This is a genomic window from Flavobacterium piscis, from assembly GCF_031457575.1.
In the GTDB taxonomy this organism is placed as follows: Bacteria; Bacteroidota; Bacteroidia; order Flavobacteriales; family Flavobacteriaceae; genus Flavobacterium; species Flavobacterium piscis_A.
On the sequence record NZ_JAVDWQ010000009.1, the window covers coordinates 92,223 to 114,837 of the forward strand.

Annotated in this window: 19 protein-coding genes; 11 read left to right on the forward strand and 8 right to left on the reverse strand. The window is 33.4% G+C overall.

All coding sequences use genetic code 11. The annotated features are described in order from the left end of the window. The first annotated feature begins 24 nt into the window (after nucleotides 1–24). Both J2W48_RS13935 and J2W48_RS13940 read left to right on the forward strand, forming a co-directional pair. Nucleotides 25–1,944, forward strand: a complete 1,920-nt coding sequence (locus tag J2W48_RS13935) for a DUF294 nucleotidyltransferase-like domain-containing protein (RefSeq protein ID WP_310282247.1) — start codon at nucleotides 25–27, stop codon at nucleotides 1,942–1,944. Nucleotide 1,945: 1 nt separating this feature from the next. After that, nucleotides 1,946–2,572, forward strand: coding sequence for a 3'-5' exonuclease (locus J2W48_RS13940; RefSeq protein WP_310282248.1), 627 nt, complete (start codon nucleotides 1,946–1,948; stop codon nucleotides 2,570–2,572). Nucleotides 2,573–2,625: 53 nt separating this feature from the next. Here the strand turns inward: J2W48_RS13940 and J2W48_RS13945 are convergent, their stop codons facing one another. The 4 genes from J2W48_RS13945 to ychF all read right to left on the reverse strand — a co-directional run bounded on the left by J2W48_RS13945 (nucleotide 2,626) and on the right by ychF (nucleotide 6,390). Beyond that, complete coding sequence (locus tag J2W48_RS13945; RefSeq protein WP_310282249.1) at nucleotides 2,626–3,540, reverse strand: YihY/virulence factor BrkB family protein; 915 nt, start codon at nucleotides 3,538–3,540, stop codon at nucleotides 2,626–2,628. Nucleotides 3,541–3,651: 111 nt separating this feature from the next. Further along, nucleotides 3,652–4,323, reverse strand: coding sequence for a hypothetical protein (locus J2W48_RS13950; protein ID WP_310282250.1), 672 nt, complete (start codon nucleotides 4,321–4,323; stop codon nucleotides 3,652–3,654). A gap of 7 nt (nucleotides 4,324–4,330) precedes the next feature. Further along, nucleotides 4,331–5,008: a TIGR02117 family protein gene (locus tag J2W48_RS13955; protein ID WP_310282251.1), complete on the reverse strand. Its 678-nt coding sequence runs from the start codon at nucleotides 5,006–5,008 to the stop codon at nucleotides 4,331–4,333. 287 nt (nucleotides 5,009–5,295) lie between these two features. Further along, nucleotides 5,296–6,390 (reverse strand): redox-regulated ATPase YchF, encoded by a 1,095-nt coding sequence (gene ychF, locus J2W48_RS13960; protein WP_310282252.1) that lies wholly within the window; start codon nucleotides 6,388–6,390, stop codon nucleotides 5,296–5,298. Nucleotides 6,391–6,681: 291 nt separating this feature from the next. Between ychF and J2W48_RS13965 the strand changes: the two genes are divergently transcribed. After that, a complete protein-coding gene (locus J2W48_RS13965) occupies nucleotides 6,682–9,384 on the forward strand; it encodes a TonB-dependent receptor (protein WP_310282253.1) in 2,703 nt (900 codons plus the stop codon). 57 nt (nucleotides 9,385–9,441) lie between these two features. Here the strand turns inward: J2W48_RS13965 and J2W48_RS13970 are convergent, their stop codons facing one another. The 3 genes from J2W48_RS13970 to J2W48_RS13980 form a co-directional block, all read right to left on the reverse strand. Next, nucleotides 9,442–10,965, reverse strand: a complete 1,524-nt coding sequence (locus J2W48_RS13970) for a leucine-rich repeat protein (protein ID WP_310282254.1) — start codon at nucleotides 10,963–10,965, stop codon at nucleotides 9,442–9,444. Between the two features lie 183 nt (nucleotides 10,966–11,148). Further along, nucleotides 11,149–12,303, reverse strand: coding sequence for a hypothetical protein (locus J2W48_RS13975; RefSeq protein ID WP_310282255.1), 1,155 nt, complete (start codon nucleotides 12,301–12,303; stop codon nucleotides 11,149–11,151). Nucleotides 12,304–12,473: 170 nt separating this feature from the next. Further along, nucleotides 12,474–12,824 (reverse strand): 4Fe-4S dicluster domain-containing protein, encoded by a 351-nt coding sequence (locus J2W48_RS13980; RefSeq protein ID WP_310282256.1) that lies wholly within the window; start codon nucleotides 12,822–12,824, stop codon nucleotides 12,474–12,476. A 158-nt stretch (nucleotides 12,825–12,982) separates the two neighbouring features. On the opposite strand from J2W48_RS13980, the gene J2W48_RS13985 reads away from it, so the two are divergent. From J2W48_RS13985 to J2W48_RS14015, 7 genes are all read left to right on the forward strand, one after another. Next, nucleotides 12,983–14,053: an acyl-CoA reductase gene (locus J2W48_RS13985; RefSeq protein ID WP_310282257.1), complete on the forward strand. Its 1,071-nt coding sequence runs from the start codon at nucleotides 12,983–12,985 to the stop codon at nucleotides 14,051–14,053. Between the two features lie 94 nt (nucleotides 14,054–14,147). Beyond that, on the forward strand, nucleotides 14,148–15,218 hold the full coding sequence (gene serC, locus J2W48_RS13990; protein ID WP_310282258.1) for a 3-phosphoserine/phosphohydroxythreonine transaminase: 1,071 nt from the start codon (nucleotides 14,148–14,150) through the stop codon (nucleotides 15,216–15,218). A 265-nt stretch (nucleotides 15,219–15,483) separates the two neighbouring features. After that, entirely contained in the window at nucleotides 15,484–16,434 is a 951-nt protein-coding gene (locus J2W48_RS13995; RefSeq protein ID WP_310282259.1) for a D-2-hydroxyacid dehydrogenase, read from the forward strand. 101 nt (nucleotides 16,435–16,535) lie between these two features. Then, on the forward strand, nucleotides 16,536–17,102 hold the full coding sequence (locus J2W48_RS14000; RefSeq protein ID WP_310282260.1) for a DUF937 domain-containing protein: 567 nt from the start codon (nucleotides 16,536–16,538) through the stop codon (nucleotides 17,100–17,102). Nucleotides 17,103–17,298: 196 nt separating this feature from the next. Continuing rightward, a complete protein-coding gene (locus J2W48_RS14005; protein WP_310282261.1) occupies nucleotides 17,299–17,730 on the forward strand; it encodes a DUF6146 family protein in 432 nt (143 codons plus the stop codon). 32 nt (nucleotides 17,731–17,762) lie between these two features. Further along, a complete protein-coding gene (locus J2W48_RS14010) occupies nucleotides 17,763–18,065 on the forward strand; it encodes a DUF6787 family protein (protein ID WP_310282262.1) in 303 nt (100 codons plus the stop codon). A 301-nt stretch (nucleotides 18,066–18,366) separates the two neighbouring features. Beyond that, complete coding sequence (locus tag J2W48_RS14015) at nucleotides 18,367–21,138, forward strand: T9SS type A sorting domain-containing protein (RefSeq protein WP_310282263.1); 2,772 nt, start codon at nucleotides 18,367–18,369, stop codon at nucleotides 21,136–21,138. A 243-nt stretch (nucleotides 21,139–21,381) separates the two neighbouring features. Here the strand turns inward: J2W48_RS14015 and J2W48_RS14020 are convergent, their stop codons facing one another. Further along, entirely contained in the window at nucleotides 21,382–21,672 is a 291-nt protein-coding gene (locus J2W48_RS14020; protein WP_310282264.1) for a hypothetical protein, read from the reverse strand. A gap of 172 nt (nucleotides 21,673–21,844) precedes the next feature. Here J2W48_RS14020 and J2W48_RS14025 point away from each other — a divergent pair, with 172 nt between their 5' ends. After that, on the forward strand, nucleotides 21,845–22,510 hold the full coding sequence (locus J2W48_RS14025) for an ABC transporter ATP-binding protein (protein ID WP_310282265.1): 666 nt from the start codon (nucleotides 21,845–21,847) through the stop codon (nucleotides 22,508–22,510). Nucleotides 22,511–22,615 lie beyond the last annotated feature (105 nt).

Genomic DNA, 22,615 nt, shown 5'->3' on the forward strand with positions numbered 1-22,615 from the left:
TAAATTAGAGCCCAAATAAAACGTATGAAAAATACCATTTCACATAGAGTTGCTGACTTCTTAAAGCACTTTCCTCCTTTTAATCTTTTGCATCAAAAAGACCTGGAAAAATTATCCGAACAAATTTCGATCATATACAAGGAAAAAGATTCGGTAATCTTTACAGAGAATGAAAAAACGCATGATTCATTTTACGTGGTTCATAAAGGTGCAGTCGCCCTTAAGAAAAATCAAAAAAATGTTATTCTCGATATGTGTGACGAAGGGGATATTTTTGGACTCAGACCGCTTCTTGCTCAGGAAAATTATGTTATGGAGGCCATTACGTATGAAGAAAGTATATTATATGCAATTCCAATAGCTGTTTTTAAGCCATATGCCTTAGAAAACAAAAAGATTGGCAACTTCCTTATTGAAAGCTATGCATCCAATACCAAAAACCCTTATTCTGAAGTTCATAAAAATAATTTATATGGTGAAATCATAGCGCAGGAGACGGCTAATTCTGACAAGGAATTATTTGATTTACAACCTGTAAAATATTCCAAGAAAATCGTGACTTGCAGTCGGTCTACAACAGCTAAAGAGATTGCTAAAATATTGACGAAGAAAAAAGTAGGTGCTATTTTAATTGTGGATGAGATGCTTCCCATCGGTATTATTACCGACAAGGATTTACGAAACAAAATCGTTTCCGGAGATTATCCTATTACCACTACTGCGGAAACCATTATGTCATCGCCGGTTATTACGTATTCTAAAAAAATGACCGTTACCGAGGCACAAATGGCGATGATGAAAAGCAATATCAGTTATTTATGCCTTACGAAAGACGGAACTGTCAATACAAAAGCGGTTGGTATTTTATCCAAACATGATCTTATGGTCTCGCTGGGAAATAATCCTGCGGTTTTAATTAAGGCTTTAAAAAGAACAACAAAAGTTAAGGAAATCAAGCCTATTAGAGCCCGAATCATGCAATTACTGCAAGGGTATTTAGATCAAAATATTCCGATTACCCTGATTACAAAAATCATAACCGAATTAAATGATGCCTGTGTAACCCGTGTTATTGATATTTCGCTGGAAAAAATGAATAGTGCTCCTCCAGCAAAATTTGCCTGGCTGGCTTTGGGAAGTCAGGGCCGGGATGAACAAATGTTGCATACAGATCAGGATAATGCCATTGTATATGAAAATGTTTCTGAAGTTTTTAGAGATGAAACCAAAGCTTATTTTATAAAACTAGCCACCTATATCAACAAAGGGCTTTTTACTATTGGTTACGAATATTGTCCTGCCGAAATGATGGCATCCAACCCAAAATGGTGTATGAGCCTTGATGAATGGAAAAACCAGATCGCTTATTGGATTAACAATCCGGGTAAAAACGAAGTGCTTTTATCTTTTATCTTTTTTGATTACAGCCTGAAATATGGTGATGCCGAAATTGTCGATCAATTATCTGAATCGATTTTTGAAAACGTAAAGACCAACCCTATTTTTTATGTCCATTTGGTTAGTGGCGCTTTGCAAAGCCCATCTCCTACTGGTTTTTTCAGGCAATTTCTGGTGGAGCAGGACGGTGCCAACAAAGATCAGTTTGATATTAAAAGAAGGGCATTAATGCCGCTTACGGATGCCGCACGGGTTTTAATTTTGTCTCACTCCGTGAAATCCATTAGCAATACGGCAGAACGTTTTGAAAAATTGGCCGAATTAGAGCCTCAAAATAGTGAGCTTTATTTATCATGTTCATACTCGTTTAAGGCTTTATTAAAATTCAGAACCAAACAAGGGCTCTTGCATCATGATTCCGGACAGTTTATTGCTTTGGAATCACTTTCGAAAATGGAAAAGATAAAACTAAAAAGAACTTTCAAAACCATTAAAGAACTTCAGGAATTAATTTCGGTACGTTTTAATGTTTCTAATATTGTATAAAATGGGTTTATTGAACTTTTGGAAAAAGGAAGAGGATTTTTTCGATGAAAATATAACTATCGAAGAAACACGTTTTGTAGTCCTGGATACCGAAACGACAGGTTTCGATTATATAAATGATCGGATTTTGTGTATTGGAGCTTTGGTTTTACAAAACAATATTATTTCAATTCAGAATAGTTTTGAAGTTTATATAGAACAGGATCATTATGATAAGTCAACTGCACAGATTCATGGAATTTTAAAAGATTTTGTTATGAAGCGTCCTTCTGAATTGGAAGCTTTACAACAATTTTCAGTTTTTTTGGGCGATGCTATTATTATAGCGCATCATGCAAATTTTGACATTACGATGATCAATCGTGCTTTGGAAAGAAATGGCTTGCCTGAATTAAAAAACAAGGCACTGGATACCGGAGTTTTATACAAAAGAACCTTAATCAAGTCACATCTCTTTGAACGCAAGGATCATTACACGTTAGATGATCTGGCAGATAAGTTTGATATTTCTAAAAAAGACCGTCATACCGCGTTGGGCGATGCCTATATTACAGCCATTGCATTTTTGAAAATTGTAAAGAAGCTCCGGGAGAAAAAAGAGATTAATCTGAATCAGTTGTTTAAATAGTTTTCAATATTTTGAAATATATGCAATATTTGTAGAAGTTTCTTCCTCAAAAGTTATTCACTAATTTCAAAAATTTCTTTTTTAATTTCTACAGAATAAGCATTTGGAGAAATATTTCCTCCATAACTTCTGGCATAAACTTTAGTAAATTCGGCTCCAAAATATAAGATGATGGCCGAATAATAAACCCAAACCAAAATTATAATCACAGATCCTGCAGCACCATAAACAGATCCTATGGTTGAATTACCCAGATAAAAACCAATACCAAATTTACCAATCATAAAAAGAACAGATGTACATCCGGCACCAATAAAAGCATCTTTCCATTTTATGTTTCCATCTGGTAATGTTCTAAAAATAATAGCGAAAAGAAGTGTAATACTTGCCAATACAATTAATATATTGATAATATAAAAAAAGTAGATTGTACTTTCCGGAAAGTAGATTTTTAATCGGGCATTCAGGATATCCAAAACAGCATTTAACATTAAACTGACCAACATTAAAAAACCTACTGAAACTATCATTGAAAATGACATTAGCCTGTTTTGAACAAATTTCTTAAAGCCTTTATTGGGCTTCGCACGTAATCCCCAAATGTAATTAATCGAACTCTGAATCTCAGCAAAAACCCCTGATGCCCCTATCAGCAACATAATGATACCAAAAATAGTAACAAAAACATTACTGTCTGAAAGCTGTACATTTTTAATGGCTTCCTGAATTTGTTTGGCTGCATCATTTCCTACCAGCTCATTTATTTGTCCATATAGCTGACCCGTAACAGCATCTTCTCCAAAAAAGAAACCACAAATGGTTATGATAATGATTAATAATGGTGGTAATGCAAAAATAGTATAGTACGATAAGGCTGCACTTAATTTTATAGCGTCATCTTCTATAAATTCTAAAAATGTTCTTTTTAGCAAGTACCACGATTTGGATAAGATATTTCGTTTTTGCACGGGTTTCAAAATTTATATATTCTTTCCAAATTTAAGCTAAAATGAATTTTTTTATATTTCATATTTTGAAAACATTTTACATTTTTTCCATGTTATATTTTGTAATTAAAATTACAATTTTGCAACTTTTATATATTCCTGATCGAATCCTGACTTTTTAATTTTAAGTATTTTTTTAAATTCGCTTCTGGTTGGTCTAATTAAATAGGAAAGAGAATCTAACATTTTACTTTTAATCGCTGTCATTGAATCAAGATTTTTTAGATCTTCACGATAATTCATATTTCTGAATTTTATTTTATTCTTAGTTATAGAAACGAATTCGACTTCCCAAAATAGTGAATCTCTCCTGCTTAAAACTAATTGACCATCTATTCTTTTTGCCTTTTCATTATATGAAAATCTAAATAAGGTGTCAATAAATTTTTGAATTAATTCTATCGAATCTCCTTTTGGCTTCAAATCATATTTCGCTTTAAAATCCTTAATAACTAATGTTCCATCGATAATATCATATTCTCCTTTTAACGAATCTAAAGCGAGTTTATGAACTGTATTTTTATAAAACTGTTCTCTCAAAATTCTATCTTCCTGAATTCGGATAAAAATAGAATCCTGATTCATATACAATCCTCTAAATTTATTAGGAAAATGATCTAACTCTGAATCATTATCTGGCTGTGGCTTTTCAAAATAAAAAGTCAAACAGTCAGCACATACATCTGCTTTTCTACAAGAAATAATTAATGCCATTATTATTAAAATGAAAATCACTTTTTTCATAGCTCAATTATTTATAATGACAAAAAATCCCTTTATCATAAACCGTCCATAAACTTGCTTTTTGGTTTGCTGCTTTTAAAGCGCTGTTTGCCCAGGTATTACAGGTATAAAAAAGACTGTAACTTCCTTTTGCTTCATAAAAAGCATCTTTTTTTCCGTAGCTGTGGCCTTCAATCCATTGGGGATGTATTGGATCACTAAAACTTTCTGAAATAAAAGTGACTAATTTTTGATAGTTATCTTTTGAAATTAAAATGCGTTTGCAGTCATCACCCTCTTTCAATTGTTTGAAAAATGTGGTGTGCATGGCGGATGAACTTATACCAAATGTAGCTTTCAATGCCGTACTTGCTTTTAAATCTGACCATTCAGGCGTGTCAAGATAAAAGCCTTTGTCGCCCCAGCCAAAGGCTATGAAATTCATCAGGGAATCTTTTGACTTAGTTTGATTAAATTGGATTTGGCTTCGCCAGTCTTTGATATCATTTTGTATGGGAACGACAATATCGGTATGAACGCCGTTTGAGAGAATATAAATTGGAATTGCATCTTCCTCTTCAATTTTTGCAAGATCTGAATTGACCGTGATTTTAGAAATAAGATAAACTGAAATTACATAAAGAACAAGAAAACTCAAAATTCCGAGAAGTGTCCAGCCTAAAAATTTAAACGTTTTTTTTAGCATTTTGATTAGTTTTAGATTTAGTTATTGGTTGATTTTCTGTAACCAATTTTTAAGCCAAAAAATTTTAAATGTTGAATTTTGTTTTATTTTAGATTCAGCGCATTAAAAAACAGCACGAGGATGATACTGATTCGCTACGGCGAAAACGCGGATTTAAACGGATTTTTTGATTTGTCTTTTTTGTTTCACGCAGATTCTGCAGATTATTTTTCACATAAAAAACTGCTGAATTTCTCCAGCAGTTCAAGTCTATTTTCTTTATTCTATATTCTATTCTCTAAAAAAAATTACACGTTAAAACGGAAATGCATTACATCACCATCTTTTACCACATACTCTTTTCCTTCGACTTTGAATTTTCCTGCTTCTTTTGCTTTTGCTTCAGAACCGTATTGAACGTAATCTTCGTAAGAGATAACTTCGGCACGAATGAATCCTTTTTCGAAATCAGTATGGATCACTCCGGCTGCCTGAGGCGCTGTTGAACCAATGTTGATAGTCCAGGCACGAACTTCTTTTACACCAGCGGTAAAATAAGTTTGCTGTTTCAATAATTTATAAGCTGCACGGATCAAAACTGACGCACCCGGCTCAGTTAATCCCATATCTTCAAGGAAAACCTGACGCTCTTCGTAGCTTTCTAATTCGGTGATATCAGCCTCTGCTCCTACTGAAAGTATAATAACTTCTGCATCTTCGTCTTTTACCAATTCACGAACCTGATCTACATATTTATTTCCGTTTACAGCTGAGTTTTCGTCAACATTACAAACGTATAAAACCGGTTTTGCAGTAATTAACTGAAATGACTCCATTAAAACTTCTTCATCATTATTTTGAGGAACAATAGTACGAGCGGATTTGGCTTGTAATAATGACTCTCTTATTCTGTCTAAAAGTGCTTTTTCAGTTTGGGCTTCCTTATTTCCTGTTTTGGCTGCACGATTTACTTTTTCCAAACGTTTTTCAACGGTTTCTAAATCTTTTAACTGTAATTCGATATCAATCGTTTCTTTGTCACGAATCGGATTTACATTTCCGTCAACGTGAACAATATTATCATTGTCAAAACAACGCAAAACGTGAATAATAGCATTACACTCTCTGATGTTTCCTAAAAACTGATTTCCAAGGCCTTCCCCTTTGCTTGCCCCTTTTACCAAACCTGCAATATCAACAATATCAACTGTTGCCATTTGTACACGCTCTGGTTTTACCAATTCTTCCAACTTGTTGATTCTCGGATCCGGAACATTTACAACACCAATATTAGGTTCGATTGTACAAAACGGAAAGTTGGCACTCTGCGCTTTTGCATTAGATAAACAATTAAATAATGTTGATTTTCCAACATTTGGTAATCCTACAATTCCTGCTTTCATCTGTAGATAATATTTGTTTTATTTGACACTGAATTAATCAGGTCTGCCATTAACTCTTGAAATTTAATGGATTATAATTTACGTTTTTTTTGTTTCTGCCAAAATGATAATTTTTGGCTTTAAAATTTTGCAAATATAAGATATAATAGCTCTTAACCGAAGTAAAAATGTGCATTAATACAATTTAAAGGTTAATCTTAAAAATTTTTAAACTTTTTGTTATGTTTTTGTTAAAAAATATTAATTTTATAAAAATAACCAACAAAAAACAAACCAAAAAAATACAACAACATGAGAAAGATTGCATTATTTTTATTTCTGCTGAATTCAGCATTTCTTTTTGCTCAAACGGAAGTTTCGGGTGTCGTCACAGATAAAACAGGTACACCACTGCCTGGCGTAAACATTGTTGAAAAAGGAACAACAAACGGAGTCTCTACCGATTTTGAAGGTAGTTATATAATTAAAGTGAAAAACGGCGCTACTTTAGTATTTAGTTATGTTGGTTATGGTACAATTGAAAAAACAGCCAATAACAATAAAATTGACATTACTTTAGACGAAAGCGGTGGCCAGCTTCTTAATGACGTAGTTATAGTGGGTTCCAGAAATGCTAAAAGAACCGTAGTAAATTCGGCAGTTCCTATAGATATAATTAACGTTAAAGAGGTAACAACGCAAAGCGGAAAACTGGAAATCAATGAATTATTACAATATGTAGCTCCTTCTTTCAACGCCACTAAGCAATCAGGTTCTGATGGGGCCGATCACGTAGATCCTGCTTCTTTACGAGGTATGGGACCTGACCAGACTTTGGTTTTAATCAACGGGAAAAGAAGACACCAATCGTCACTTATTAATTTATTCGGAACTCGTGGTAGAGGAAATACCGGAACAGATTTGAATGCAATTCCGGCTTCTTCTATCAAAAGAATTGAAATATTAAGAGATGGTGCAGCAGCACAATATGGTTCTGACGCCATTGCAGGGGTAATTAATATTGTATTGAATGACAATGTTGATGAATTTACCGGATTTGTAACTTATGGTGCTTTTAATACCAATGCCCGAGGCGATTTTCCGGAAGGAACGGCTAATACAGATGGCTATAGATTAGACAAAAATGGTAATGGAAATACTTTTGGAAAAGACCAGGCCTTTGACGGCGGGTCAATAAAAGTAGGGACCAATTATGGGGTTGGTATTGGAACGAAAGGTGGCTACGCTAATATTACTGGTGAATTTTTGAATAAAAATAAAACATTACGACCTGGTTTTGATTTTAGAAAGGGATTTGGAGAAGCTGAAATTCAAGGAATCAATTTACTTGTAAATTTAGCTGTTCCAATTGATGATAAAACAGAAATTTATGCTTTTGGCGGAAGCAATTTCAGAGATACTGATGCTTATGCTTTTACAAGAAATGATGGAGAAAGAGTAGTAGAATCCATTTATCCCGGTGGATACACTCCAAGAATTACATCAAAAATAAATGACAATTCTATTGCCGCCGGAATTAGAACAGAAACTAGCGGTGGATGGAAACTGGATTTGAGCAATACCTTGGGACAAAATAAATTTCATTATAATATCGAGGGAACTATAAATGCTTCTCTTGAGGAAAATTCTCCAACAGAATTTGATGCAGGTGGACACAGCTTGCTTCAGAACACTACTAATTTTGATATTTCAAAAAATTATGAAGGTATACTTAGTGGATTAAATTTAGCTTTTGGGGCAGAATTCAGAATGGAAAAATTTAAAATCTTTGCAGGTGAAGAAGGTTCTTATGCTACGTATGATACCAATGGAGTCCCAATTACAGATCCAACAACCCAAAGCGCACCGATTGACCCTGTTTCTGGTGAGCCAAGACCTGGTGGTTCACAAGGTTTTCCCGGATACAGTCCTGCCAATGAAGTAAATGAAAGCAGAAGCAATTTTTCTTTATATACTGATGCTGAGTTAGATATTTCAGAAGCTTTAATGGTAAGTGGTGCTGTTCGTTTTGAAAACTACAGCGATTTTGGCAGTACCATAAACGGAAAATTAGCTTCAAGACTTAAAATTACTGACAACATTAATTTAAGAGGTTCTGTAAGTACCGGTTTCCGTGCACCATCATTAGCCCAAATTTATTACAACTTACGTTTTACAAACTTTAGTTCAGGTGGCGCAACAGAAGTATTACTTTCACCAAACAACAGTCCGGTAACCAAGGCATTTGGTATTGAGGATTTAAACGAAGAAAAAGCGATAAATGCCTCATTAGGATTTACAGCTAATTTTGGTGATTTTACCGCAACTGTTGATGGATATATGATCAATGTAAAAGACAGGATTGTATTAACCGGTTATTTTGATGCAACACAATTTAACCTTGGCGTTGATAAAGCACAATTTTTTGTAAATGGTGTAGATACAAAAACTACGGGACTTGATTTGGTCTTTACTTGGAAAAAGACGATAGGAGAAAATAGATTTGGGGCAACTCTATTAGGCAACATTAACAATATGAAAATCGATAAGGTAAAAAATGCCGACTTAGATGAAAAAACATTCTTTGGAGAACGTGACAAAGCCTTTTTATTAGCTTCTGCACCGGAAAGTAAATTTGCCCTAAACCTGAATTATGCCAGAAAATGGTTTGATGCAGGATTGGCATTTACACGATTTAGTGAAGTAAAATTACTCGATTATCAAATGGATGAAAATCCTGAAGATTACAGACTAGACCCTTCTGAAACGGATGAACAGTTATTCGCAAATCAAAAGAGAGCTGCTACAGATACCTATGGAGCCAAAATAGTTACTGATTTAACATTAGGCTTTAAACTTTCAAAATCAACAAAAATAAGTATTGGAGCCAATAATTTGCTAAATATTTACCCTGATCAGCAAGACGACTGGGTTGAAGCAGGAGGTTATTGGGATGCCGTGCAAATGGGTTTTAGCGGAGCTTATTACTATGCGAGACTTGGACTTAATTTTTAAAATTTAAACATAAGTAAAAAAATCCTGAACTTTTTGTAGCTCAGGATTTTTTTTAGTTTATTGAACTTCAAAAATATCTTTGTAGACAGACCATCGTTCAGTTTGTTTATAAAATTCTAAACTATTGCCAGGCACCTTTATCACTTTAAGGTTTTTACAATTATAGAAAGGCTGTTGTGTAGTAGGTGGAACAATCGGATTCATTATTACACTTGTCAAACCTGTATTATTACTAAAAGCGTATGAACTAATAGTTTTTACACTACTTGGAATAGTAACACTTGTTAATAACTTACAGTATTCAAAAGCATTTGCTTCAATTGTAACAACACTATTAGGAATAGAAATACTTGTTAACCCTCCACTGTATGCAAAAGATGCCTGACCCACTTTTGTAACACTTTCCGGTATAGAGAAAGATCCTGTTTTTCCATTTGGATAATTGATTAAGGTATTAACGTTTTTGTCATATAAGACACCATCTATTACACTAAAATGAGAATTAGATTCAATTGTAAAATAAGTTAAAGCAGGACAATTTTTAAAAGCAACAGCATCTATGTAATTCAAATTATTAGGTATTGCCACACTTGCTAAATTAGTACAGCTCTCAAAAGCGCCATACCCAATGTATTCAACTGTATTTGGAATGCTTATATTGACTAAACTTGTACAGCCATTGAACAAATAGTAGTCAATTGTCTCAAGATTATCAGGCAAAATAATATTTGTTAAGCCTGAACACTTATCAAAAACACCAGACTCAAGTTTTGCAGTACCATTAGGAATTGTAATCGTTTTTAAACTCTGGCAATAAGAAAATGCATAACTGCCAATATAGGTAACTTTATCTGGTATATTTATACTTGCTAATTTATAACAATATGCAAATGCATATGAACCTATACTTTTAATACCATTTGGAATGACTATACTAAGCAGGTCACTTTTACTTTGAAATGCATTGTCACCAATTACCGTAACAGGATAACCTTCAATGCTTTCCGGTATAATCAAATCGTATTTTGAAGGAAATGATAAATCCTTCCAAAGCTGAGATAATCCGGTAATTGTTACTTCCGGATTTGATCCTTCTGATATTTTATACGTAAATAAAAGGTCATTTGTAAGTGGCTTCAGGCTAATCATACTTGTTAAAACATTATTAGCCATCATAATATCCGTCTGTTCTCCCGAGATCGTTGCTTTATTATTGTATTCACCTGTCTCATTCACTTTTACCTTGATAATTAACATAGCAGTTGCCCCGTTTTCCAAATCACCTATAATCCAAATACCTGTTTCATCATTGTAAGATCCCAAAGAAGATTCAGCACTAACAAATATGTATCCTGAAAAAATCTCATTTTCTACTATAACATCTGTTGCATTTAGTGGTCCTCTATTAGTTGCTATAAGCGTAAATGTTAAATTGGTATTTGCTATCGGACTATTTGTACTGGCCGCCACCACAATGCTTAAATCTGCAGTATTTGCAGGATCAATATCGTCATCGTTACTACAAGATAGTAATAGTGAAGCAAGTATTAAAAATATACATTTCTTAAAATTAAATTCCATAGTGTTTTTCTTTTAGTTTAAATTCATCGTTCTTTAATTAAAACGAGACAAAACTAATTATTCGAAGGAATAAAAAAATCACTATAAATAGGTATATTTAAGCTGATGAGTTTCTACAGACTTGTATCCTATTTACTCTCATCATCTACATGAAAATCATTTAAAAATTGTCGTCATAAAAAACTACAACTTAAACTCTAATGAACTTACAATTGCTTTTTCTTCATCAGTGGCAGTAAAACCGGAAATATCCCAGTAATTAGTCAGAACTTTGTTTTTTTTATTAAAAAGAGATTTCTCTTTAAAAACATCACTTTCTTTATACGTAAAGTTTTGTCTGTTAAAATTTGTTGTCGTAAAACTGTTTCGAACCTGAATTTTTTTCATTTCACCTTTTAAAATAAGATTATAAGCAATTTCCTCATTTGAACTCAATAAATAATAATCCTCACCATCTAATCTATAATCTACTTTTACAAATGATCTTGTGATGTTTTTAGAATTTACACTTGTTTTTTCTTCAATTTTATCAAGGTTTTGCGGTGTTATGTCAATTGTAAATTCGACTATAAGTTTCTTTTCAGGATCGTAAATAACTTCAAAATTATCCACAGCTTCTTTAACTTTATCCAAGGGAGTAATAGTCATGACGTAATAATCCTTGTTTTTAGCATGTCCCCTTATCATGAAGTCATATTCTTTTTTTGCTTTTGGCTCTAAAAGTGGTTCAAAATATTTTAAATCAGAATAATTATGCATGATATTATTCAAATCATATCCCCTTAAATCGGCACTGACATCTGCTTCCAGTAATCCGTACGCCCTGTTTTGTTCAACCAAAAGTGTAGTGGGGCCCTTTCCTGAGAACTGAAAATTAACTAGTCCGTCATTATAGTATGAATATTTATTATCAAGCATAAAAAATTCTCGTACATATACTTTAAGCCTGTAAGAATCTGTTAGCTTTTTTACCGAATTAGAAACAATTTTCTGAAGTATTTTTTGTGGGTTTTCTTTTGATAATACAATTTCATCTAATTTATTGTCTCTGTTTTTTAGATAAACTACAAATTCATTTTCTTTTAAAGATGCCCAACGGAGCGTTATATTTTCATAATTTGTCTCTGAAACCTGAATATTTGAAGCCCCATTCAGGATAAAAGTTACTTTTCCCTCTCTATTACTTATTAAGGTTTGTTTGGTTTTCATTATAAATACTGTTGCATTTTCAACAGGCAACTGGGTTTCTATATCTTTTACAACAATAGAATACTCTGTGTTTTGGGCAAAAACACCAAAATTAAAGAATCCAAGAAATAAAAATATGAGTCCTTTCATAGGCTATGATTAGAAATTTTCGACTAAAGTATTAAAAATATTGTCATAAAATTAAATTAATAACAACAAATCATTAAATATCAGAACAATACAGATAACTAACACAAACCATCAAAAAAAAATCCTGAGCTTAAACTCAGGATTTATTATTAACAGAAATATTTTTTTAGTTATTCACCATGTAAAAACGCTTGTCTGTTCAACAAGGTTTCTTCATCTTCAACATGGTTATCATCCGGAACACAACAATCAACAGGACATACTGCAGCACATTGAGGTTCGTCATGAAAACCTTTACATTCTGTACATTTTCCAGGTACAATATAATATACTTCATCCGAAATTGGTGTTTGAGCATCATCTGAATCAACCTCAGTTCCGTCTGGTAAAATTACTTTTCCAGTAAGTTTTGTTCCGTCTTTGTATCTCCAATCATCAGCTCCTTCATAAATTGCTGTATTTGGGCACTCTGGTTCACAAGCCCCACAGTTTATGCATTCGTCTGTTATAATTATTGCCATTTGTTCTTAGTCTTAAAGTTAAAAGTCTTAAAGTCTTCAAGTCAAAAATTTTAAAAAAGCCATTTCAATCTTTTGACTTGATGACTTTTGACTTTCGACTTATTTATCCTTATTTTTGTGCAAAATTACAATCAAAACCTTTCATAAACAAATTACTTATGTTACAAAACGAAAAAAAACAATCTTTTATAGCACTAGGTCGGTTTTTAAGTCAGTTTTCTGAAGAGGAAAACACTAAAAATGAATCGGTTTTAGGCAATGATTTGTTTTTTGATGATTTCATAAAATTAATACAGCTTTCGCAATCACATAATGGCTGGTATACGCCTGAACAAGTGTATTTTGCTATAAAATCCTGGGCAGACGCCTTAACCGAAGAAAATCTTGACAAGTGGCTTTCTAACTATTCAACTGAGTTTTCTCAAAAAGATAAAAGCGAAAAAACAGTAGCTTTAATTCTCGCAGGTAATATTCCTTTGGTTGGATTTCATGATTTTTTATCGGTTTTGATTACTGGAAATAAAGCCTTGATCAAAACCTCATCAAATGACCAGCATTTACTACCTTTCTTAGCCAAATATTTATTTTTTGTTGATGAAAGCCTAAAAGATAAAATCACTTTCGTGGAAGGAAAACTTGAGAACTTTGATACTGTAATTGCTACCGGAAGCAACAATACGGCACGTTATTTTGAATATTATTTTAAAGATAAGCCGTCAATTATTCGCAAAAACAGAAACTCTGTGGCTGTTTTAAACGGACAGGAAACTAAAGAAGATTTAGAAGCTTTAGGTGAGGATATTTTTAGATATTTTGGTTTAGGATGCCGAAACGTTTCAAAACTTTTTGTTCCGAAAGGCTATAAATTTGATTCTTTTTTTGAAGCGATTTTCAAATATCAGGATGTTATTTATTACGAAAAGTATGCTAACAATTATGATTACAACAAAGCTGTTTTTTTAATGAGTAATTTTAAATTACTTGACAATGGCTTTTTGACCATAAAAGAAGATTCCAGCTACGCCTCCCCTATTTCGAGTGTTTTTTATGAATTTTATGAAAACATAGAAGATTTGCAAAACCGACTTGATGCTGATGCTGAGCAAATTCAGTGTATCGCGAGCAATAATTTGATAAAAAACAGTATTCCATTTGGTAAAACGCAAGTTCCCAAATTATGGGATTATGCAGACAATGTAGATACTATATCGTTTTTGTTAATAACATAGGTTAAAAATTTATAATTATTGCGAATAATTTAACGCTTTTTCGAGTCCTATTCCCGAAATTTGCGTTTTTAAAATTTGGACTATTAACTATACCATGAAAAAACACAACTACAGCGCAGGACCAAGTATTTTACCTCAGGAAGTTTTTGAAAAAGCATCAAAAGCAGTTTTAGATTTTAACAATTCCGGATTATCAATTCTCGAAATTTCGCACCGAAGTAAAGATTTCGTTGCTGTTATGGACGAAGCCCGTTCATTAGCTTTAGAATTATTAGGGCTTACCGGCAAAGGATATCAGGCATTGTTTTTACAAGGCGGAGCTAGTACCGCATTCTTAATGGCCCCTTACAACCTGATGAAAGAAAACGGAAAAGCAGCTTATTTAGATTCAGGAACCTGGGCAACTGCCGCCATAAAAGAAGCTAAGTTTTTTGGAGAAACCGTTATTGTAGCTTCTTCAAAAGAAGAAAATTACAACCATATTCCAAAAGGATACGAAATACCGGCTGATGCTGATTATTTCCACTGTACAAGTAACAATACCATTTTTGGAACTCAACTAAAAGACTTCCCTGCAACTAAAATTCCAGTTGTTTGCGATATGAGTTCTGATATTTTTTCCCGCGATTTAGATTTTTCTAAATTTGATTTAATCTATGCCGGAGCTCAAAAGAATATGGGTCCTGCAGGAACTACTCTGGTAGTTGTTAAAGAAGAAATTTTAGGAAAAAACGGAAGAGCGATTCCTAGCATGTTAGACTATGCCAAACATATCAAAGCAGAAAGCATGTACAATACACCTCCTGTTTTTGCAGTTTATGTTTCGTTACTAACTATGCAATGGATTAAAGCAAAAGGCGGAGTTGCAGCCGTTGAAAAATTAAATGACGCAAAAGCTGCTTTATTATATACTGAAATCGACAGAAACCCATTATTTAAAGGTGCTGCAGCGGTAGAAGATCGTTCAAACATGAATGTGACTTTCTTGCTGACAAACCCTGACCATACTGAAGCATTTGATAAATTATGGAAAGAAGCCGGTGTTTCAGGATTACCGGGTCACCGTTCAGTTGGGGGCTACAGAGCTTCTGTTTATAACGCAATGCCTATCGAAAGTGTTCAGGTTTTAGTGGATGTAATGAAAGCATTGGAAACTAAAATTTAATTTTCAGTCGCAGTTTCTGGTTTTCAGAAAACATCAATTAAATACTGGAGCCCTAGCCCCGATAGAAATGGAAATCCTTTTATTTTTTTCCTTTAAAAAAATAAAAGATCACTTCACTAAATATTTATTTAAATTGGAGTTCAGTGAACTTCGTTTGTAATGGATAGCGGGAGATTAGCTTCTAAAGAAAAAAGAAAAATTAATATCATTCACGTTATTTTTAATTTAAACGATTAAAAAATAACCAAAAAACAAATAAACTAAAATGAAAGTATTAGCCAATGATGGAATTTCTAAAAGTGGAATTCTAGCTTTAGAGAAAGGTGGATTTGAAGTTATAACTACAAAAGTAGCACAGGAACAAGTAGCCAATTTTGTAAACGAAAACAATGTAGACGTAGTTTTGGTTCGTAGTGCTACCAAAGTTCGTAAAGATATTATTGATGCCTGTCCGGGACTTAAAATTATTGGCCGTGGCGGTGTTGGTATGGACAATATTGATGTTGACTACGCAAAAAGTAAAGGAATTCATGTAATCAACACACCTGCTTCATCATCTGAATCAGTTGCGGAATTAGTGTTTGGACACTTACTTTCTGGTGTTCGTTTTTTACACGATTCTAACAGAAATATGCCTCTTGAGGGAGATTCAAACTTTGACGGTTTGAAAAAAGCATACGCAAATGGTACTGAATTAAGAGGAAAAACTCTTGGTATCGTTGGTATTGGCCGTATTGGTCAGGCTACTGCAAAAATGGCCCTTGGTTTAGGGATGAAAGTAATTGCTGCCGATAGTTTTATTCCGTCAGTAGATGTAAAAGTAGAGTTTTTTGATGGGCAGTCTATTACAACGACTATTGTTCCTCAATCATTTGAATCACTACTAAAAGAATCTGATTTTATTACACTTCACGTTCCTGCTCAGAATGGTTATATCATTAGCGAGAAAGAATTTGAAATCATGAAAGACGGTGTTGGAATCGTAAACTGTGCCCGTGGAGGTGTTATTGATGAAGTGGCGCTGATAAAAGCTTTAGATTCAGGAAAAGTTTCTTTTGCAGGCTTAGACGTGTTTGAAAGTGAACCAAAACCAGAAATGGCAATCTTAATGCATACTAAAATTTCGCTGACCCCACATATTGGAGCTGCTACAGGTGAGGCACAGGACAGGATTGGTACTGAATTAGCATCACAAATCATTACTTTATTAAGCTAATTAGCTGTAAATAAATATTTTAAAAGGGATTTATTAACATCGTTTAATAAATCCCTTTATTTTTTTAACTAAATTTGAGTTTAAATCTAAATCCTTTAATCATGTTGGAACAATTAACTCAATTAGTGCAACAGTACGGAAATACAGCTGTTGTTAATAATAATACCGTACCTAACGAACATAATGACGGTGTTATAAACGAGACAAGCAATTCTATTTTTTCTACTTTGCAAAAAATAGCTTCAGAAGGAGGTACGGAGCAATTGTCAAACTTATTTAACGGAGCTTCTCCAATAGATAATTCTAATCCGGTTATACAGGAAATAACACAGCAATTAACAGGAAGCCTGGGAGAAAAATTTGGATTGAGTACTGCTGATTCCTCAGGGATAGCTTCAGATATGATACCACAAATATTGAACTCACTGGTGAATAAAGCAAAAGATCCAAATGATAAGAGTTTTGAAATCTCGGATATTATTGGTGCTATTTCAGGAAATAGTGGCCAGGCATCCGGTATTATGGATACGATTTCTAAATACGGGATGCAATTTGGTTTAGATCAGAATGCTGATGGAAAGGTAGATGTAACAGACGTTGTGGTAATTGCTAAGAGTAGTGGCGGAATATCAGGATTTATTGGTAAATTATTTAAAAGTAAAAAATAACTTTATATAGCTTTCTGAGTTCATTAATCTAAAATTTATTAAACATTAAAAAGCTGTTTACTTAAATGTAAATAGCTTTTTCTTTTATTGAATTTGAAGAATATAATGAAGAATAAAATTCTTCGTTACGACAAATGTTAAATAATAAATGTGACCGCACATTTTTTTGTAAATTTAAAATTCAAAATTTCAAACCATGAAAAATTGTCTTTACATATTAATTGTATTGTTTACTATAATTGCGTGTTCAACATCACAAAAAACAATAAATGCAGACATTAAACAAAATATGGCTGTTAATGACACCGTAAGAATTGCAAATGATTCATTAGAATACGAAGTCATTATTATCGACAATGGGTTTAGTTTCTGGCTTGCTTCGCAGGCATTACCCAGAAATTATTATCCCCAAACATATTTAGAAAATAAAAATCAATTTTACGTTACAGAATGGAATAACCGTGTTTTACAGCCTCAGCGTTACAACCCTAATTTATATGAAATGACAATTGACTATAATTCCAGCATTAATTATGGATACGAGGTAAATTACCTGATCTACAATTACATGGTTTATTTTCAAAATACATACAAACAAAAGTTGGCTGGTTATGTACCAATACGATAATGTTATTATATTTGTAACTTCTATAAATTAAAATGAACCGATTAAAACAACGCTGGGGAATTACCTCAAATTTTCAACTTGTTATAATATTTATTGTATTTGCCATCACTGGATCGGCATCTGCGTGGTTATCTAAACCTTTTTGTGAATTATTAAATATAACTAAAGCGGATTTTGGCGGCTGGTTTACTTTAATTCGATTATTGGTCATTTTTCCCATTTATCAAATCTTGCTGGTTGCTATTGGAACCTTATTTGGGCAATTCCGCTTTTTCTGGAACTTTGAAAAGAAAATGCTTAAAAGTATGGGATTAGGATTTTTTTTTAAAGATTAAATTCTCCTTTTTTTTAATTAAGCCTTAAGGGATGCACACGGGAATTTTAAATTTTTAAACAGCTACCCCTTTCCTTCCTCACTATCAACACTAAAACAATAAATATCAAAAAAAACAAATCTTTGCAGTTAATATATTTTTTTTTAAGAATAAATTTGAATTATACTAAAAAATAATCAAAATTAATTACCAATAACATTACTGAAACAGGATGGTACAGGACAGTTTTATTTTAAGGTTTCTTAATCTTTACAAGTAAAAATTTCACCTTAATTAACTTAACTAACCAAACCTATAAAAAATGTTTAACAATTCTATGAAATTCTCACTTGTAATGGCAATAGTCTGCCTTGCAATGACAACGACAAATATTTTTGCTCAAAATCCAGTAGTAAAAATTGATTTTGACCAATCAGGAAGACAATCGGCAGAAGTAAGTGAATCTGGATATGTCCCTTGGGTAATTACCACAAATACTGCCAGCAGAACAGAAAACGGAGTTACATTTACACTAACACGAATTGGTGATAAAGGAGAGGTATTAGGAACCAATTGGTACAAATCTGGAATTTCATTACCATATTATGCCAGATTGGTTTCTGATGGAGTTACTGTAAAAAATGGTACTGCAAATGAAGGTGGTCAAATAGAAGTAAGAATTAGTGGTTTAGAAACAGGTACTCATACCCTGTTAACTTTTTTAAATGCTGTAGACAGCCCTACAGGTAATAATTTTAGTCCAATTGATATTTTTATAGATGGCAATAAAATAGTTGATAATCTGATTCCGAGTGTCAGAGCTTTAAAAACAGCCGATGCAAAATCAGCTTATCTGACGTTTCAGGCAACTGCAAATACAGATGTGGTGATTGTATTTGCTGCCGAAACTTCAGGTACGGAAAATATTAAAAACATTATGCTGAATGGGTTTGAATTAAATACACCTAATATTTTTAATCAGGCAACAAATCCGGTACCCAAACATAATGACGAACATGTAGAATTAAGTTCAGGCAGTAAAATATTGACATGGACTTCAGCAATCAATGCCATATCACACAATGTTTATTTTGGTACTGATATAGTGGCCCTGGAAGCTGCCGGAACTTCATCGCCGGAGTACAAAGGCAATCAAATTCAAACAAATGTTTCGTATCAGGTAAATGGATTATATACCAGAACAACTTACTATTGGAGAATCGATGAAGTTTTAGCAGATAATGAGGTGATAAAAGGTAATACCTGGCGTTTTCGACCTGCACAACTTGCTTTTCCTGAAGCAGAAGGCTATGGACGTTTTGCCCGTGGAGGAAGAGGCGGAAAAATAGTAGCCGTAACCAATTTGAATGATAGCGGTCCTGGAAGTTTACGTGAAGCTGTTACCAATGATATTGGTCCAAGAACCATCGTTTTCAATACATCCGGAATTATCCAGCTTAACTCTCGTTTGGTTTTAAATCAGCCTTATGTAACAATAGCTGGTCAAACTGCCCCCGGGAAAGGAATTTGTATACGTACAGCACCTTTTGGAATTACTGGAAATGATGTTATTATTCAAAACATAAGAGTGAGATTAGGAGGAGGTGAAACGTTTGATGGAATGGGTTTAACTGGTGCCGATAACAGTATAATTGACCATTGCTCGATCAGTTGGACTATTGACGAAGCTTTTAGTTCACGTTCCGGAAAGAATATCACATTACAAAGAACATTAATATCAGAAGCATTAAACGCAGCAGGGCATAAAAATTATCCAGCCGGAACTGAACATGGCTATGCAGCAACTATAGGCGGTGATATTGGAAGTTTTCATCACAATCTTTTGGCTCATTGCTATGGGAGAAATTGGAGTTTAGGTGGTGGATTAGACGGTAGCGGTGCTTATGCAGGCAAAATGGATATTACTAATAATGTAGTTTACAATTGGGGCTCCAGAACTACTGATGGCGGAACCAAAGAAGTCAATTTTGTAAATAATTATTATAAACCCGGAGCCGGTTCAAAAATATTTATTGCTTTTAGCGCTGATAATGAAGGAAAGGGAACAGGGACACAACAATGTTATTTTAATGGTAACGTAATGCCTGGGTATTTTAATGAAAGTAACCAAGTAAATGGAAGAAGAATTACAGGAGTTCCTGTTACATTCGAAAATTTTGTAAATACACCTTTTTTTCCTTCATACGTGACAACACAATCGGCAGTAAATGCCTATAAAATTGTACTTTCTGATGTAGGATGCATACAACCTGAACTTGATGAACATGACCAAAGAATCATTACAGAAACATTAAACGGAACCTATACTTACAAAGGAAGTGTAACCAATAAACCCGGATTTCCGGATAATGAATCTGATGTGGGAGGTTACGAATCTTATCCTGAAATAACCAGAGATGTAAATTGGGATACCGATCAGGACGGATTACCTAATTGGTGGGAAACTATCATCGGGACAAATACAAATTCAGGTACAGGCGATTTCTCAGATTCTAATGCAGATACCGACCTGGATGGATATACTAATTTAGATAAATATCTACAATGGATGTCTCAGCCTCATTATGATTCTCCAACCGGAAATAAAATAAATATTAATATCCAGAGACTTTCAAGAGGATTTACAAGTGGTGTGAATTATTCTTTATCTAATATTGTTAACGGAAACACTACACTTAATTCGGATGTAGTCGAATTTACACCAACAGCAACCGGTTTATGTTCTTTTGATTTTACCGTTACAGATAATGAAGGCGGAACAATGACCCGTAAGATTAATATTGTTAGCGGATACAGCTCTGCATTATCAATAGAAAAACCAATCAAAGAAGATACATCTTTTAAAGTCTGGCCTGTCCCAAATAATGGTTCTTTTTCTATTTTGATGGAAAACGATGGCAGCGATGCAGAACTTAAAATATTTGATGTTTTAGGTAAAGAAGTAATTAAGAGAAATATTAGCGGAAAAACTCAGGAAAACATCAATTTAAAATCTAAGGGGGTCTTTATATTAAAAGTTTCAGATCCAGAAACTAAAGAAGTATTGCGCATAAAAAAGATTATAGTACAATAGAACTTTTATGATTATAACTAAACCATTATGAACTTTCAGTCCATGATTTGGTTGGCAGACTGAAAGTCTTTAAGGTTGTAACACTATTCATTAGCCACAAATTTTTCACTAATTAATTCGTGTAATTTGTGGCTAATATTTTTTAGAAGCTAGAAAAATTGACTAAAGAACATAATTGTAAACTCTGTCTGAGCCCCATAAACTTTTAATTTTCCTCATTCACCCTAACTATAACTTTGTAACCTAATCGTTTTCCTTCTGAAAATAATACGTATAAATCCATGTAATTGTAAACGACGGAATAATATCTGTAAAAGGAATAATCTCTTCTATAAAAGTCAGGATACTGGCAACACGCCCTACCCTGCCTTTATACATTCTAGTCATTAAAAATGCGGCAATAGGCGCCCAAATCACGTCTGAAAACTCTCCCAACAGCGGAATACTAAACGAAACCATTCCAATTCCGTCAAAAAGCAAACCCAAAAGCAGTTTTTTAACCCTGTCATCATTCATTACTCTAACGTCTTGCATTTTAAAAATATTTAGATATTATCCGAAAAGGTATAAAAGAAATCACAAACAAAAATTATTCCATTAGTTAAATTTGTTGCTTAATTTCCATTTGTTGCTTACGTCATAAATTTCTGTTACAACGCATTTCAATATCGACAGAATCTTTGTTTCTTTGTAAAAACAGTTTTTAATGATACACGCAAAAAACATACATAAATTCTACGATCAGCTTGAAGTTTTAAAAGGAGTTGATTTACATATAAAAAAAGGAGAAATTGTTTCGATAGTTGGTGCTTCAGGTGCCGGAAAAACAACTCTATTGCAAATATTAGGAACATTAGACAAACCTTCAAAATCAGGTTCAGAAACTTCTCTGACTATAAACGGAGAAAATATTTTAGGCCTTAATGATAAAGCCTTATCAAAATTCAGAAACCTGAATTTAGGATTTATTTTCCAGTTTCATCAACTTCTGCCTGAATTTACAGCTCTTGAAAACATTTGTATTCCCGCTTATATCGCAGGTAAAAAACCATTTGAAACTGAAGCCGAGGCCAAAAAATTATTAGATTATTTAGGTTTATCCCACAGAATAAATCATAAACCCAATGAACTTTCAGGAGGAGAACAACAGCGTGTTGCCGTAGCCAGGGCATTGATCAATAAACCTGATGTAATTTTTGCCGACGAACCTTCCGGAAACCTGGACACTCATTCTGCCGAAAATTTGCACCAATTATTCTTTCAGCTTCGTGACGAATTTGGACAGACTTTTGTCATTGTAACACATAATGAAGAACTTGCTAATATGGCAGACAGAAAGTTAATAATGGTCGATGGTCTAATTAGTAATTAGGAGCTATTTCCGGCTGTCCGTTATATCTTTTAGGGCAAACCCCGCCCCAAAAGGATGCCACTTCCATCCGGGCTGGCACTTTATGGATAACAAGCACTTTATTTG